The sequence below is a fragment of the Leclercia sp. genome, from assembly GCF_036780805.1.
GTDB lineage: Bacteria > Pseudomonadota > Gammaproteobacteria > Enterobacterales > Enterobacteriaceae > Enterobacter.
In genome coordinates, this window is record NZ_DAIQCE010000009.1 from 83,411 (window position 1) to 99,354 (window position 15,944).

Genomic DNA, 15,944 nt, shown 5'->3' on the forward strand with positions numbered 1-15,944 from the left:
ATGATCCCAGGCGAATATCAGATACAACCCGGACAGATCGTTATCAATGCCGGGCGCAACACGCTGACGACGATCGTCGAGAACCACGGGGATCGGCCGATCCAGGTCGGATCCCATTACCATTTTTACGAAGTCAATCCGGCGCTGAAGTTCGATCGTGAGCCAACCAAAGGCTTCCGGCTGAACATTGCCGCCGGCACCGCCGTGCGCTTCGAGCCGGGGCAAAAGCGCACCGTCACCCTGGTGCAGGTGGCGGGCGCACAGCGCATCGTCGGCTTTCGCGGCGAGGTAATGGGCGAGGTGGATCATGGCTGAGATCTCGCGTCAGGCCTATGCCGACATGTTTGGCCCCACCACCGGGGATAAAGTGCGGCTGGCCGATACCGAGCTGTGGATCGAGGTGGAACAGGATCTGACGATCTACGGCGAAGAGGTTAAATTCGGCGGCGGGAAGGTGATCCGCGACGGCATGGGCCAGGGGCAAATGACGGCGCAGGATTGCGTGGATCTGGTCCTGACCAATGCGTTGATCGTCGATCACTGGGGGATCGTCAAAGCTGATATCGGCGTCAAGGATGGCCGGATCGTTGCCGTCGGCAAAGCCGGTAACCCGGACATTCAGCCCGGTGTGACCATCCCGATTGGCGCGTCCACCGAAGCGATCGCCGCCGAAGGCAAGATCGTCACCGCGGGCGGGGTGGATACCCACATCCACTGGATCTGCCCGCAGCAGGCGGAAGAGGCGCTGGTCTCCGGCGTCACCACCATGATCGGCGGCGGCACCGGGCCTGCTGCCGGAACCCATGCCACCACCTGCACGCCGGGTCCCTGGTATATCGCGCGGATGCTCCAGGCCGCCGACACCCTGCCGGTGAATATCGGCCTGCTGGGCAAAGGCAACGCTTCCAACCCGGATGCCCTGCGCGAGCAGGTTGCGGCGGGTGCGATTGGCCTGAAAATTCATGAGGACTGGGGTTCAACCCCTGCGGCGATCGACTGCTCCCTGACGGTGGCGGATGAGATGGATATCCAGGTGGCGCTGCACAGTGACACTCTCAACGAGGCCGGTTTTGTGGAAGACACCCTGGCGGCCATCGCCGGGCGCACCATCCACACCTTCCACACCGAAGGGGCGGGCGGCGGCCATGCGCCGGATATCATCACCGCCTGCGCGCACCCGAATATTCTGCCCTCCTCCACCAACCCGACCCTGCCGTATACGGTCAACACCATCGACGAGCATCTGGACATGCTGATGGTCTGCCACCACCTCGATCCGGATATTGCCGAGGACGTGGCCTTTGCCGAATCGCGCATTCGCCGGGAGACCATCGCCGCCGAGGACGTGCTGCACGACATCGGCGCCTTCTCCCTCACCTCGTCGGATTCGCAGGCAATGGGCCGGGTAGGCGAAGTGATTATCCGCACCTGGCAGGTGGCGCACCGCATGAAGGTGCAGCGCGGCCCGCTGCCAGAGGAGACAGGCGATAACGATAACCTGCGGGTGAAACGCTATATCGCCAAGTACACCATCAACCCGGCGCTGACCCACGGCATTGCCCACGAGGTCGGGTCGATTGAGGCCGGAAAGCTGGCGGATCTGGTGGTCTGGTCCCCCGCCTTCTTTGGCGTGAAGCCCGCCACCATCGTCAAAGGCGGGATGATCGCCTGCGCGCCGATGGGCGACATTAACGCCTCGATCCCCACCCCGCAGCCGGTGCACTACCGGCCAATGTTTGGCGCGTTGGGTGCCGCCCGTCACGCCACCCGCCTGACGTTTCTTTCCCGGGCCGCCGCCGACCACGGCATCGCGCAGCAGCTGAACCTGCAGAGCGCCACCGCGGTGGTAAAAGGCTGCCGGACGGTGAAAAAGGCCGACATGATCCATAACGGCCTGCAGCCGAACATTACCGTCGACGCGCAAACCTACGAGGTGCGCATTGACGGGGAACCGATCACCAGCGAACCGGCAGAGGTTCTGCCGATGGCGCAACGCTATTTTCTGTTCTGAGGAGAAATTATGCTCACCTTAACCCAACGCCTCGACCATTCGCACCCCGTCACCGCCCGCGTGACGCTGCCGATTGATGTCCGGGTCAAGAGCCGCGCCCGCGTGGTGCTGGACGACGGACGCGACGCGGGGCTGATGCTGCCGCGAGGCCTGCTGCTGCGGGGCGGCGACCTGCTCATCAGTGACGACGGGCGCGAGGTGGTGGAAGTCATTGCCGCCGCCGAGCCGCTGTCGGTGGTGCGTTGCGCCGATCCCTTCCTGCTGGCCCGGGCCTGCTATCACCTCGGCAACCGCCACGTGCCGCTGCAAATCCTGCCCGGCGAGCTGCGCTACCACCACGATCACGTCCTGGACGAGATGCTGCAGCTGTTCGATCTCGAGGTGACGTTCGCCAGCCTGCCCTTCGAACCGGAGGCGGGTGCCTATGCCAGCGAAGGCCACTCCCATTCGCACTCTCACGCTCATTCACATTAAGGATTCATCATGCGCAAGCTGTTACCCCTGCTCCTGCTGGCCTTCTCTCTGCCCGCGCTGGCCCATCCGGGGCACGGCAGCGACAGTTTTCAGGCCGGCTTTTTCCATCCCCTGACCGGGCTGGATCATCTGCTGATGCTGACCGGCGCAGGCGTGCTCGCCGCGCTGAGCGGTCGCAAGTTGCTGATGCCCTTTGCCACCCTCGGCATGATGCTCACCGGCGCGGTAGCAGGTAGCCTGCTCGGCGGCTTTGGCGGGATGGAGATGCTGATCGTCGCCTCGCTGGCGGTGTGCGGGGCGATGATGTTCAAAGCCGAAAATCGCCTGCTGTTGGCCGTTCCGGCGCTGGCGATGTTCCACGGCTGGGCGCACGGGGTTGAGATGGCGGGCCACAGCTTCTGGCTGTTCACCAGCGGCTTTATGCTCGCCAGCGCCGCGGTGCTGTGCGTCAGCTTTGCGGCCGGTATGCTGCTGCGCCGTCACGACGGGCTGCGTAAAGTCTTCGGCGGGGGGCTGATCGCCTCCGCCCTGCTGGCGCTGATGAGCTGATGAAGCCCTCCCGCCAGCTGCGCCTGATGCAGCTCACCAGCAGCAGCCTGCCGGTGGGATCTTATACCTGGTCGCAGGGGCTGGAGTGGGCGGCGGAAGCGGGCTGGGTTACCACCCCGGCAGCGTTCAAAGCCTGGCAATGTCAGCAGATGGAGCAGAGCTTTTTCTGCGTCGATCTGCCGCTGTTTGCCCGCCTGTACCGCGCCTGCGAGCAGCAGGATATTGCCGCCGCCTCGCGCTGGACGGCGTACCTGCTCGCCTGCCGCGAAACCCGCGAGCTGCGGGAAGAGGAGCGCAACCGCGGGGCGGCCTTCACCCGGCTGATCAAAAGCTGGGAGACGGACTGCCCGCCCAACTGGCTGCCGCTGTTCTCACAAAGCCAGCTGTGCGGCATGGCGTGGCTCGGCGTGCGCTGGGGTATCGGCCTGCGGGAAATGGCATTAAGCCTCGGCTACAGCTGGATTGAGAGCGCGGTGATGGCGGGCGTCAAGCTGGTGCCCTTCGGCCAGCAGGCGGCCCAGCTGTTGATCATCGAACTTTGCGATCGCTATGCCGACGGGCTGGAGCAGGCGCTTCTGCGCCGCGATGACCAGCTGGGGGCGGCGACGCCGCTCTCTGCCATCGCCTCGGCGCGTCATGAAACCCAATATTCACGGTTATTCCGTTCCTGAGGAGTCCTATGTCTGAGTACAAACACCCCCTGCGCGTGGGCGTCGGCGGCCCGGTGGGGTCGGGCAAAACCGCCCTGCTGGAAGCCCTGTGCAAAGCGATGCGCGACCAGTATCAGCTGGCAGTCGTGACCAACGACATTTACACCAAAGAGGATCAGCGGATCCTCACCGAAGCAGGCGCGCTGGAGCCGGAGCGCATTGTCGGGGTGGAGACCGGCGGCTGCCCGCATACCGCGATCCGCGAAGATGCCTCGATGAACCTCGCGGCGGTGGAAGCGTTAAGCGAGAAGTTCGGCAATCTGGATCTGATTTTTGTTGAGAGCGGCGGGGATAACCTGAGCGCCACCTTCAGCCCGGAGCTGGCGGATCTGACCATCTACGTGATCGACGTCGCCGAAGGGGAGAAGATCCCGCGTAAGGGTGGGCCGGGGATCACCAAATCCGATTTTCTGGTGATCAACAAAACCGATCTCGCGCCCTATGTGGGTGCCTCGCTGGAAGTCATGGAACGCGATACTCACCGCATGCGCGGCGAGCGTCCCTGGACCTTTACCAACCTGAAGGCGGGCAACGGTCTGGCAACGATTATTGCGTTTCTGGAAGAGAAAGGGATGCTCAAGGTTTAGTGCAGAAAAAAGCCTGGCTTATCGCCAGGCTGAGAAGGTTATTTGCAACTGTTTCCTGATGCCCCCTGCTGACGCCAGACGCCCCAGGTCCCGCCATTCCCCGGCGTTTCCTGACCCGGGTTGACGTACCACTGGTTCATCCAGATTTTGCCGTTGTAGGACACTTTCGTGCATTTGGTCGGATAGGCAATTTTGGCGTTATAGGCCGGGACGGCGGTTGCAGGCGCTGCCGGTTTGCTGACCTTGATGGTCATGCTGTCCTGCGCGGTACGCCCGTCTTCGCCGGTGGTGGTCAGCGTATAGGTCACTTCACCTTCGGTATTGGCCGGGATCACCGCCCATGCGTTGGCGCTATTCACGCTGTTCACCAGCGAACCGTTCAGCTTCTCCTGCAGCCAGAACGTTCCGGCCCCTTTGCTGACACTCCAGTTAAACGACTTCACGTTCAGGCTCTTGCTGCCATCCAGCGGATAGGTGCTGACCCCGCTGGCAGGCGAAACCATGGTGTAATCTGCGCCTGCCGCAGCGGTCGGGGCGGGCACCGTTTTATCCCCCTGCTTCAGCGCCAGGATCCTGGCCACCGCCCGTTCCATATCAGGGTGGGTCCCCACTTTTGCCGAATCCCCATCCGCCAGCGGCGTGCCGGTTTCCTGCAGGATCTGGCGCATCTGCACCGGGGTCACGGTGATGCCGTTGGCTTTGGCGATGCCCGACAGGCTGGCAACGACGCCGGCCACGATGGGGTTGGCCGAAGAGGTGCCTGAGAAGGAGCGCGTATACTGGGCGTTTGTACTGTTGTACAGATCGCCATAGCCGGTACTCGCCACGTCTGAGCAACCCCACGAGGAGCTGGTGACGCGGGAGCCGTAGGTGCTGAACGAGGCTCTTTTTCCGCTTTTCGCACAGAAGGCACCGGCGATAATGGCCCCGGAATCACGGGTGTGTACATCAAATTTGCCGTTGAAGGCCGGGTGGTCGAGATTAACATTACCGTTGCCGGCGGCTTCAATCACGTACACACCTTTATCGGTCAGGGCTTTGATAATGTCGTAATAGCTCTGCACGTTTTCCTGCGGCACGTAGCAGGCGTTGGTGGTGCAACCGGTGATCTCCCCGCCGCCGGTCTGCATCCCCATCTGCACCACGTCACCCGCCTTCAGCAACGGGATCATGTTGTAGAGGTTGTTATACTGCCATGCGGCAAAACCCACCCGGCTTTTCCAGCTCAGGCCGCGTATGCCTGCGCCCATATCTTTCGCGGCCATGATCCCCACAGAGGCGGTATCATGGTCTTCGCCGGTGCGATACCGGCTGTCGCCCTGCGTCAGGGCTGGCGTCGGCAGATTTACATGGCTGGTGTTCCAGATATAGTTTTCCATGGAAATAATGGTTACGCCTTCACCGTCGTTACCGGGATACCCATTCACGCTGTCGCGGTTAACGCCCCCCATATAATACCCCTGGCGTTTTTCGCCAGGCGATTTGGCATAATCCTGTAGTTGACGAAAATCCGGTACGGCCGTAGCACCCACGGTATTTTGCAGGGTGGATTTTAATAACGGCCGGGTTTGTCCTTCATCCATCTCAATTTTATCCAGCGAGACCGGCAGAGTTTCGGGATAAACAAGCTCGATATTCTGGTTTTGCTCCAGCTCGGCGATCAGGTTATTAATATAGGTCTTATCCGTACTTTTATTTTCCGGCAATTCAATACGCACATAGCGATCGAAGCCATAACGCGCGTTGAGTTGCGCTAAATCATCGGAGGCACTGCTGCGTAATTTATCAGAGTGAAACATGGTGGTCGGGACGAGAGCCGGGTCGCTGAGGGTCAGCTTATCCGGGGAAGCAGTGGTCGCGGTGCTGGTCGCTTTCAACAGGGGCTTGCCGGGCTTAAGCTTTATCACAATCGCCGCATAAGACTCCCCCTCCTGAGCCAGTTCTGCGTGAGGGGCCGTTTCGGCGTAAGCCGAACAGGTGACGGCTGCGCAAATGAGTAGCGAGAGAATACTTTTTTTCATTTTAGCCAACATTCCTTTATGACATGTAATAAACAATCTTCCGTATTTTCAGAATGAATGAAAAAAGTACGCCATCCAATAAGAGCGCTCTTTTAAAAAATAAGAATTGTCCCGACACGCTATTTTCAGAATGAACACCAGCATGATAAATATGTCAACGCTGACAGCGGATAAAAATAACCTAAATTATCGCCCTGGCATTTAAAACATATAACGCAAGCACACTTTTTTATAATAATGCTTTTACAACGGCAATAAGCCACTCCTCTCTTAATATAAAATATCTGTCAGTCTGCACGACTCATTATTAACGGCATATAAAATGCTGAAGGAAACCCGATGACAATCAATATTGCGATTGCTGATGAACACACCCTGATTCGTCGCGGGGTACACGCCATGATCATGAACAGCACGGGACAGCTGACGGAGGCCGCTCCGGCTGCGCGCTTTGATCTCTCTGGAGAGGCGGCATCGACCGGTGAGCTTATCGCCCTGCTTGCCCGCAACACGACGGATATTTTACTGCTGGGGTATACGCTCATCCATTCGCTCAACGAGATGGAGGGCCTGACGCTGGTGAAATGGTTAGCCCATAACTATCCAACACTGAAAGTGATGATGATCTCGCCCGATACCAATCCGCTGATGATTCGCCTGGCGCTGGCGGCAGGTGCCAGAGCCTACCTGAGCCGCCACGTGGATGAGAAGATCCTTCACCAGGCGCTCCATTCGGTCATTAACGGCGAGGTTTTTATCGAGCGCACGCTGATGAATACCCTTTTTCAGCAAGGAAAAATGCACAGTGAAGCGCTTTCGCCACGGGAAACGGAAGTGCTGCGCTTGATCTGCAAGGGGCTTAGCCTGACGGATATCTCACGGCGGATGCATCTGAGCATCAAAACCGTGAGCGCACATAAAATGCGGGCGATGGAGAAACTGGGGGTGAACAACGGCTGTCAGCTTTACTGCCTGTTAGCCAAAACCCGGATGTTTGATATCACACTCTGACATCCGGGCAAGGCGGTACCATCAGGCGGCAGGTAATTCTGCCAGCGGCCAGCGCGGGCGTACTGAGACGCTTAAATCCGCCGTGGCGTCCGGTTTCAGACGTACCATCCCGGCATAGGCGATCATCGCCCCGTTATCGGTGCAAAACTCCGGGCGGGCATAGAACACTTCACCGCGACGTTTTTGCATCATCTCGGCGAGCTTCGCACGCAGGGTGCGGTTGGCGCTGACGCCGCCGGCCATCACCAGACGCTTAAAGCCGGTCTGATCCAAAGCGCGCTTGCACTTGATCATCAGCGTATCCACCACCGCATCCTCAAAGGCACGGGCGATATCGGCGCGGGTCTGATCGTCGTCATCATTATTACGGATAGTATTCGCCGCGAAGGTTTTCAGGCCGGAGAAGCTGAAATCGAGACCCGGACGATCGGTCATCGGACGCGGGAAGACAAAGCGTCCTTCGGTGCCCTGGGAGGCCATCTTCGACAGCATCGGGCCGCCCGGGTAATCGAGCCCCAGCAGCTTGGCTGTTTTGTCGAAGGCTTCGCCCGCCGCATCGTCAATGGACTCGCCCAGCAGTTCGTACTGACCAATGCCGGTAACGCTGATCAGCTGAGTATGGCCGCCGGAGACCAGCAGCGCCACGAACGGAAATGCCGGTGGATTGTCTTCCAGCATCGGTGCCAGCAGGTGCCCTTCCATATGGTGAACCGGGATTGCCGGTACATCCCACGCGAACGCCAGCGAACGGCCAATGGTTGCGCCGACCAGCAGCGCGCCGACCAGACCCGGACCGGCCGTGTAGGCCACGGCGTCGATATCTTTTGCCGTTAAGCCCGCCTCTTTCAGCGCCGCCTGAATCAGGGGCACCGTTTTACGCACATGGTCGCGGGAGGCCAGCTCCGGCACCACGCCGCCGTAGTCAGCATGTAATTTCACCTGACTATACAGTTGGTTGGCGACCAGCCCTTTTTCATCGTCGTAAATTGCGATGCCGGTTTCATCGCAGGATGTTTCAATACCCAGTACACGCATGACTTGTTTTACCTCACTCAGATACCGCGCAGTGTAGAGCCTGGGCGGGTTGATGTAAAACTTTCCTCACCCCTGGAGTTCTCTTCGTGTATACTCCTCACCCTTATAAAAGTCCCTTTCAAAAACGGCCGCGGTGCTTTACAAAGCAGCAGCAATTGCAGTAAAATTCCGCACCATTTTGAAATAAGCTGGCGTTGATGCCAGCGGCAAACCGAATTTATAAAGGTGAGAGTTACATGCCGGTAATTAAAGTACGTGAAAACGAGCCGTTCGACGTAGCACTGCGTCGCTTCAAGCGTTCATGCGAGAAAGCAGGTGTTCTGGCTGAAGTTCGTCGTCGTGAGTTCTATGAAAAACCAACGACCGAACGTAAGCGCGCTAAAGCTTCTGCTGTGAAACGTCACGCGAAGAAACTGGCTCGCGAAAACGCACGCCGTACTCGTCTGTACTAATCTTTTGAGGACACGCGTCCTCAATTGTCAGACAGAGTAATAGTCGTAAGGCCGTGCTTCCGGAAGGAATGCGCGGCTTGTTTTCGTTTATGAGTCACTAAAAATTAATGGGGCCTATGGCTGGACGAATTCCTCGCGTTTTCATTAATGATCTGCTGGCAAGAACCGACATCGTCGATCTCATCGACGCGCGGGTAAAGCTGAAAAAGCAGGGCAAGAACTACCACGCGTGCTGTCCATTCCATAACGAAAAAACCCCCTCTTTCACCGTGAACGGTGAAAAGCAGTTCTACCACTGCTTCGGCTGTGGCGCGCACGGCAACGCCGTCGACTTTTTGATGAACTACGACAAGCTCGAGTTCGTTGAAACCGTCGAAGAGCTGGCTGCCATGCACAACCTTGAAGTGCCGTATGAAGCAGGCAGCGGGCCAAGTCAGATAGAGCGTCATCAACGACAAACGCTGTATCAGCTGATGGACGGCCTGAACGCATTTTACCAACAGTCTCTTAAGCACTCTGCGGCTGAGCCTGCGCGTCAGTATCTGAACAAGCGCGGACTGAGCGACGATGTTATTGCGCGTTTCGCTATTGGTTACGCCCCTCCCGGTTGGGATAACGTGTTAAAGCGTTTTGGCGGCAATAGCGAAGATCGTAAATCCCTCATCGACGCGGGCATGCTGGTCACTAATGACAAGGGACGTAGCTATGACCGCTTCCGCGAGCGGGTGATGTTCCCCATTCGCGACAAGCGTGGCCGGGTTATTGGTTTTGGTGGCCGCGTGCTGGGCGATGCCCTGCCGAAATACCTCAACTCCCCGGAAACCGATATTTTCCATAAGGGCCGCCAGCTGTATGGCCTGTATGAAGCCCAGCAGGACAACGCTGAACCGCAGCGCCTGTTGGTGGTCGAAGGCTATATGGACGTGGTGGCGCTGGCGCAGTTCGACATTAACTATGCCGTTGCGTCTCTGGGTACCTCTACCACCGCCGACCATATTCAGCTGCTGTTCCGGGTGACCAACACCGTGGTCTGCTGTTACGACGGCGACCGCGCTGGACGCGAAGCCGCGTGGCGTGCGCTGGAAACGGCGCTGCCGTATATGACCGACGGGCGTCAGCTGCGCTTTATGTTCCTGCCCGACGGCGAAGACCCGGATACGCTGGTGCGTAAAGAGGGCAAAGCGGCATTTGAAGCGCGGATGGAGCAGGCTCAGCCGCTCTCCACGTTTCTGTTTAACAGCCTGATGCCGCAGGTTGATTTGAGCACCCCGGATGGCCGCGCTCAGCTGAGCACGCTGGCCTTGCCGCTCATTACGCAGGTGCCGGGCGAAACGTTGCGCATCTATCTGCGCCAGGAGCTGGGTAAAAAACTCGGCATTCTGGATGACAGTCAGCTTGAACGTTTAATGCCAAAGCTGGCGGATAGCGGCGCGGTTCGCGCCGCTCCTCAGCTAAAACGCACAACCATGCGTATACTGATAGGACTGCTGGTGCAAAATCCAGAACTGGCACCGAAAGTGCCCTCGCTGGCAGGTCTGGACCACGAAAAGCTGCCCGGACTTGGCTTATTTGCAGAACTGGTCAACACTTGTCTGTCACAGCCAGGTCTGACCACCGGGCAACTTTTAGAGCACTATCGCGGAACAAAAGCGTCCGCAACCCTTGAAAAACTGTCGATGTGGGACGATATAGCAGATAAAGATATCGCTGAAGAGACCTTCACCGACTCGCTCAACCATATGTTTGATTCAATGCTTGAGCTGCGGCTCTCTGAATTAATCGCGCGCTCGCGGACCCACGGGTTGACGCCAGCAGAACGCGAAGAGGTGCGTGTGATTACTGAAGCACGCGCCCGGAAGTGAATTTAACGGCTTAAGTGCCGAATATCGTTCGGGTAGATCCCGACAGCCGCACTGAGAGGCAGCGGCAAAAATACAAGTACGCCCTCGCTTTAAAGGTTGGCTGCAGCATCGCCGACACCAATCAAACGAATAAGTGTGGATACCGTCTTATGGAGCAAAACCCGCAGTCACAGCTGAAACTTCTTGTCCAACGTGGTAAGGAGCAAGGCTATCTGACCTATGCCGAGGTCAATGACCATCTGCCGGAAGATATCGTCGACTCCGATCAGATCGAAGACATCATCCAAATGATCAATGACATGGGTATTCAGGTGATGGAAGAAGCCCCTGATGCCGATGATCTGTTGCTTGCTGAAAACTCAAACAACACCGACGAAGATGCAGAAGAAGCTGCTGCACAGGTTCTGTCGAGCGTTGAATCTGAAATCGGCCGTACGACTGACCCGGTTCGCATGTACATGCGTGAAATGGGTACCGTTGAACTGTTGACCCGTGAAGGCGAAATTGACATCGCTAAACGTATCGAAGACGGGATCAACCAGGTTCAGTGTTCCGTTGCCGAATACCCGGAAGCCATCACCTATCTGCTCGAGCAGTACGATCGCGTAGAAGCAGAAGAAGCGCGTCTGTCCGATCTGATCACCGGCTTTGTCGATCCGAACGCGGAAGAAGACATGGCCCCTACGGCGACGCACGTCGGATCTGAACTGTCTCAGGAAGAGATGGATGATGACGAAGACGAAGACGAAGAAGAGAGCGATGACGACAGCAGCGACGATGACAACAGCATCGACCCTGAGCTGGCGCGCGAGAAGTTCGGTGAGCTGCGTACACAGTATGAAGTCACCCGCGACACCATTAAAGCCAAAGGCCGTAGCCATGCTGCCGCTCAGGAAGAGATCCTGAAGCTTTCTGAAGTGTTCAAACAGTTCCGTCTGGTGCCAAAACAGTTCGATTACCTGGTTAACAGCATGCGCGTCATGATGGACCGCGTCCGTACCCAGGAACGCATCATCATGAAAATGTGCGTTGAACAGTGCAAAATGCCGAAGAAGAACTTCATCACCCTGTTCACCGGCAACGAAACCAGCGAAACCTGGTTCAACGCAGCTATCGCGATGAACAAACCCTGGTCTGAAAAACTGCGTGACGTGGCTGACGACGTACATCGTGGCCTGCAGAAGCTGCAGCAGATTGAAGAAGAGACCGGCCTGACCATCGAGCAGGTCAAAGACATTAACCGTCGTATGTCCATCGGTGAAGCGAAAGCCCGCCGTGCGAAGAAAGAGATGGTTGAAGCGAACTTGCGTCTGGTTATCTCTATCGCCAAGAAATACACCAACCGTGGCCTGCAGTTCCTGGATCTGATTCAGGAAGGTAACATCGGTCTGATGAAAGCGGTTGATAAGTTCGAATACCGTCGTGGTTACAAGTTCTCCACCTACGCAACCTGGTGGATCCGTCAGGCTATCACCCGCTCTATCGCGGATCAGGCGCGCACCATCCGTATTCCGGTGCATATGATTGAGACCATCAACAAGCTCAACCGTATTTCCCGCCAGATGCTGCAGGAGATGGGCCGCGAGCCGACGCCAGAAGAGCTGGCCGAGCGCATGCTGATGCCAGAAGACAAGATCCGTAAGGTGCTGAAGATCGCCAAAGAGCCAATCTCCATGGAAACGCCAATCGGCGACGATGAAGATTCGCATCTGGGTGACTTTATCGAGGATACCACCCTCGAGCTGCCGCTGGACTCTGCTACCACCGAGAGCCTGCGTGCCGCCACCCACGACGTGCTGGCTGGCCTGACCGCCCGTGAAGCGAAAGTCCTGCGTATGCGTTTCGGTATCGATATGAATACCGACCACACGCTGGAAGAAGTGGGTAAACAGTTCGACGTGACCCGCGAACGTATCCGTCAGATCGAAGCGAAGGCGCTGCGTAAACTGCGTCACCCAAGCCGCTCTGAAGTGCTGCGTAGCTTCCTGGACGACTAACAGTCCTGAACGTAAAAAAGCTCCCAATCGGGAGCTTTTTTTTGGCTTTTTTCCCTCTCCCCTATGGGGAGAGGGTCAGGGTGAGGGGGTTTTAAAGCCCTCGCGTCACCAGCGCCTCATCCAGCTCCCGATACGCCTCCACCAGCTTCTCCACCGTCGCTCTGTTCAGCCCGCTCGGATTGGGCAGCACCCACACCTGGGTCACGCCGATGGTAATGCTCTGCTTTCCCCACTGCACGCCTCGCTGACTGAACGCCTGCTCGTAGGCCTGCTTACCGAGGATCGCCAGCGCCGCCGGCTGATAGTCCTCTATCTTCTTAATCAGTTCCCGCCCGCCGCTGCGCAGCTCATGCAGATCCACCTCGCTCGCCTGCACCGTCGGCCGTTCCACCAGCATGGTGATGCCGCAGCGCGTATCCAGCAGCTGCTGCTCCTCTTCCGGCTTCAGCAGTTTGTCGGTGAACCCGGCCTGGTAGACCACCTTCCAGAAGCGATTTCCCGGATGAGCAAAGTGAAAACCAGTATGGGCAGAGGACTTGCCCGGATTGATGCCGCAGAACACCACCCTCAGGCCTGGCGCAAGGATGTCGTTGATCATGATTACTCCCGCTTAATGATTCAGGCTCTAAGTATAAGAGATTGAAAATGGGTTGTTTATAAAAACAGCAGGCAGGCGGGTATGTCTGGATTGCGGCGAGGAGTTACTTTATAATCCACCGCCACGGCCCCTTAGCTCAGTGGTTAGAGCAGGCGACTCATAATCGCTTGGTCGCTGGTTCAAGTCCAGCAGGGGCCACCAAATATCAAGGGCTTACGTGAAAACGTAGGCCCTTAGTCTTTTCTAGGATACCTATAGGATACCTTGTACAGGTATCACCGAGTATGATGCTTGCCGTTACTTCTGGCCCAAGTACTGACCTCAGCCAGATCGATCCATCTTTCCTTTACGCCTTCAATTTTTAAAACGTGCGTCCCTTCACGCCAGATTCCCCTTTGAATACGTTTATTCACTGCATCCAAAGTCTCGCCCGTTTGGGCGCAATACATTGAAATAGGAATACACTCCAAAGCAACCACAGCCGTTCTCCTCTCATATGGGGTATCAGAGACATCACCGATCACGTAAAAGTGATCACTCATCTGAAAACACGGTAATTAGACAAATGAAGTCAGTTATTTGCTCTGTTGCGTGATAACCAAAATAGCAACCTTATGATTTAATTGAGGTGAAAAGATAACTATGGCAGAAAGTCACAAGCTATGAGGGGAGATCAGTGATCACTTTTCCTGTGTTTTATGGAGTGATCACTGATCATTTAAGATAGCTGCTTCTAGTGATCAGTGATCACTGTGTAGGGTTAGAGAATTTTGTATATCCAACATCGTAACTTAACCACGGAGTTGCCGTCGCCGCAGGCGTGACTTTCATTCCTGGAGGCGCCCCTTCAAAGCTCACTTTCAATTCGGCCGGCTGCCCGCGGTTCAATGGCACGGACGGAGAGTAATGTCCCTGAGGAATGGAAGCATCCATACCCAGCAATTCACGTAAACGGGAAATGAAACCGGTATAACCTCGCTCATGTTCATTGGACTGCATTTTGTCCACCAGGAACTGGCCCTTACTTTTACCAGCCTGCGAAGATTGCTTTTCCAGATCCTCCAGTTGCTTGAACATTGATAACGCAATGCCAATCGTGACCGTCATAGCTCCCAGAGAAGAAATACGTCCCAGAATACCTGAAAGAGATTGCGCAGTTCCCAGCGCCGCACGGAGGGAGCCTACGGTCTTGATCATAAACATACCTGCCATCACAGTTGAGATAGAGGTAATTGTCTCTTCCCAGCCCCCCATGGATTGCGCCACTTTATCCAGTTCTCGCCAGACAGATTTCACAACCGGCCCTACTTTGTCCCAGTTACTGATCGCCAGTGTGGCGCCTAAGGTAAGAAGAGAAACCACTCTGCCCAGGGTAGACATTTTCATCACCCCTTCGAGAATCTTCGCTGCGCGGGAAACCGTACCGAATGCAGCGCCAACACTGAGTAACGCGACGCCTAACTTAAAGGTATTTTTCACCATGTCAGGGTTATTTTTAACGTACTGCCGGAATTGCTCCAGTACCGGCTGAACCTTCTTCGTGAGCTCAGTGATGTAAGGCAGGAACACCGAGCCAATGGTAACACTCGCTGCATCAAACTGGTTTCGCAGAAGCTGCACGGCGTTCTGTGTTGTCGCTGCCCTTGAGGCGTATTCTTTTTGCATCGACCCCGCGTACTGCTGCGCATCGGTCACACGCCCAAAGTTCGTCCGTAACAAATCAAGGTTGGTCAGTAATGGCACAATGGCTTCTGCGGATTCAGATCCGAAAAGCTTGAGCATCGCTGCCTGCTGCCTGTCCTCTGATATTTTACCGAGAGCGCTTAATACTTTAACGATCGTGCCCTTCGCATCTTTCTGCATGTCTTTCGCAAGCTGGGTGTTGTTAAAGCCCAGCATTTTAAAACCTGCAACCTGGTCTTTCGTCATCGCCCTACCGGCGGTGAGGGCCTTGGTCAGGTTTTTAATACCCGTGGAGGCAACTTCCGACTGCACACCGACACCAGTGATCGTTGCACCCAGAGCAGCAACTTCACCGCTATTGAGCCCCGCGGTTTTACCAATGCTACCCACACGGGTAACAACGTCCGAAATCTTCTTCGCATTAGCGGGGCCAGTGTTGCCGAGGAAGTTAATTTTATCAGCGAGGGTAACCACTTCACCCTGGGTCATTTTGAAGGCCGTACGCCACGTCGCCATCATCTGGCCAGACTCTTCAGCAGTCTGATCGAAAGCGATACCCATTTTTACCGCGTCACTGGCAAACCCCATAAGCTCGTTACGCGCAATACCAGCCTGCCCACCAGCGGCCACGATCTGCCCGATACCCTCCGCAGCCATCGGCAGCTGCGTGGAGAGTTTCAGAACCGCCTCACCCATTTCAGAAAACTGTTTGGCGTTATCGAAATCCACTACCTTCCGGATATCAGCCATCGTTGACTCAAAGGCCATAGCTTTGCTGATCGGAAGGGCAAAGGCTGTGGTCAGTGCTGTTCCCATTGCCAGCGCTTTAACAGCTATTTCTCCGGTTTGCTCCCTGACCTTTTTGATGTTTTTTTGCATCTTTTTAAGTTCAGGGGACAGCTTATCTATCCCGGATATAATGGCCTTTAGTTCAAAGTTACCTGCCACGATTCA

The 15,944-nt window shown here is 56.5% G+C and carries 15 protein-coding genes and 1 tRNA gene; 11 read left to right on the plus strand and 5 right to left on the minus strand.

The genetic code is table 11. The annotated features are described in order from the left end of the window. Genes V7Q49_RS18110 through ureG form a run of 6 tightly spaced genes read left to right on the plus strand, consistent with a single transcriptional unit; the run spans position 1 to position 4,331 of the window. Positions 1–315: an urease subunit beta gene (locus V7Q49_RS18110; protein ID WP_333854116.1), complete on the plus strand. Its 315-nt coding sequence runs from the start codon at positions 1–3 to the stop codon at positions 313–315. Continuing rightward, positions 308–2,011, plus strand: a complete 1,704-nt coding sequence (gene ureC / locus V7Q49_RS18115) for an urease subunit alpha (protein WP_333854118.1) — start codon at positions 308–310, stop codon at positions 2,009–2,011. Before V7Q49_RS18110 ends, ureC begins: the two co-directional genes overlap by 8 nt. Positions 2,012–2,020: 9 nt before the next feature. After that, on the plus strand, positions 2,021–2,485 hold the full coding sequence (ureE, locus tag V7Q49_RS18120; RefSeq protein WP_333854120.1) for an urease accessory protein UreE: 465 nt from the start codon (positions 2,021–2,023) through the stop codon (positions 2,483–2,485). A gap of 9 nt (positions 2,486–2,494) precedes the next feature. Beyond that, entirely contained in the window at positions 2,495–3,034 is a 540-nt protein-coding gene (locus V7Q49_RS18125) for a HupE/UreJ family protein (protein ID WP_333854121.1), read from the plus strand. After that, a complete protein-coding gene (locus tag V7Q49_RS18130) occupies positions 3,034–3,705 on the plus strand; it encodes an urease accessory protein UreF (RefSeq protein WP_333854122.1) in 672 nt (223 codons plus the stop codon). The genes V7Q49_RS18125 and V7Q49_RS18130 overlap by 1 nt, the downstream gene beginning before the upstream one ends. An 8-nt stretch (positions 3,706–3,713) precedes the next feature. Beyond that, complete coding sequence (gene ureG, locus V7Q49_RS18135) at positions 3,714–4,331, plus strand: urease accessory protein UreG (RefSeq protein WP_333854124.1); 618 nt, start codon at positions 3,714–3,716, stop codon at positions 4,329–4,331. A 38-nt stretch (positions 4,332–4,369) separates the two neighbouring features. Here ureG and V7Q49_RS18140 read toward each other — a convergent pair whose 3' ends face one another. Further along, on the minus strand, positions 4,370–6,352 hold the full coding sequence (locus V7Q49_RS18140) for a S8 family serine peptidase (protein WP_333854126.1): 1,983 nt from the start codon (positions 6,350–6,352) through the stop codon (positions 4,370–4,372). 339 nt (positions 6,353–6,691) lie between these two features. Here V7Q49_RS18140 and V7Q49_RS18145 point away from each other — a divergent pair, with 339 nt between their 5' ends. After that, a complete protein-coding gene (locus V7Q49_RS18145; protein WP_333854128.1) occupies positions 6,692–7,363 on the plus strand; it encodes a response regulator transcription factor in 672 nt (223 codons plus the stop codon). A 21-nt stretch (positions 7,364–7,384) separates the two neighbouring features. On the opposite strand, the gene tsaD is transcribed toward V7Q49_RS18145, so the two are convergent. Continuing rightward, complete coding sequence (gene tsaD, locus V7Q49_RS18150) at positions 7,385–8,398, minus strand: tRNA (adenosine(37)-N6)-threonylcarbamoyltransferase complex transferase subunit TsaD (protein ID WP_333854130.1); 1,014 nt, start codon at positions 8,396–8,398, stop codon at positions 7,385–7,387. A 236-nt stretch (positions 8,399–8,634) separates the two neighbouring features. On the opposite strand from tsaD, the gene rpsU reads away from it, so the two are divergent. The 3 genes from rpsU to rpoD all read left to right on the plus strand — a co-directional run bounded on the left by rpsU (position 8,635) and on the right by rpoD (position 12,709). Continuing rightward, positions 8,635–8,850, plus strand: coding sequence for a 30S ribosomal protein S21 (gene rpsU, locus V7Q49_RS18155; protein ID WP_001144069.1), 216 nt, complete (start codon positions 8,635–8,637; stop codon positions 8,848–8,850). 116 nt (positions 8,851–8,966) lie between these two features. Then, on the plus strand, positions 8,967–10,712 hold the full coding sequence (dnaG, locus tag V7Q49_RS18160) for a DNA primase (RefSeq protein ID WP_333854135.1): 1,746 nt from the start codon (positions 8,967–8,969) through the stop codon (positions 10,710–10,712). 107 nt (positions 10,713–10,819) lie between these two features. Next, a complete protein-coding gene (rpoD, locus tag V7Q49_RS18165; protein ID WP_333854234.1) occupies positions 10,820–12,709 on the plus strand; it encodes an RNA polymerase sigma factor RpoD in 1,890 nt (629 codons plus the stop codon). 91 nt (positions 12,710–12,800) lie between these two features. Here rpoD and mug read toward each other — a convergent pair whose 3' ends face one another. Then, positions 12,801–13,307, minus strand: a complete 507-nt coding sequence (gene mug, locus V7Q49_RS18170; RefSeq protein WP_333854137.1) for a G/U mismatch-specific DNA glycosylase — start codon at positions 13,305–13,307, stop codon at positions 12,801–12,803. Between the two features lie 125 nt (positions 13,308–13,432). Between mug and V7Q49_RS18175 the strand changes: the two genes are divergently transcribed. Beyond that, positions 13,433–13,508, plus strand: a tRNA-Ile gene (locus V7Q49_RS18175). Between the two features lie 74 nt (positions 13,509–13,582). Here the strand turns inward: V7Q49_RS18175 and V7Q49_RS18180 are convergent. Both V7Q49_RS18180 and V7Q49_RS18185 read right to left on the minus strand, forming a co-directional pair. Then, positions 13,583–13,756, minus strand: coding sequence for an excisionase (locus V7Q49_RS18180; RefSeq protein ID WP_442913081.1), 174 nt, complete (start codon positions 13,754–13,756; stop codon positions 13,583–13,585). Between the two features lie 298 nt (positions 13,757–14,054). Then, positions 14,055–15,938 (minus strand): phage tail tape measure protein, encoded by a 1,884-nt coding sequence (locus tag V7Q49_RS18185; RefSeq protein WP_333854139.1) that lies wholly within the window; start codon positions 15,936–15,938, stop codon positions 14,055–14,057. Positions 15,939–15,944 lie beyond the last annotated feature (6 nt).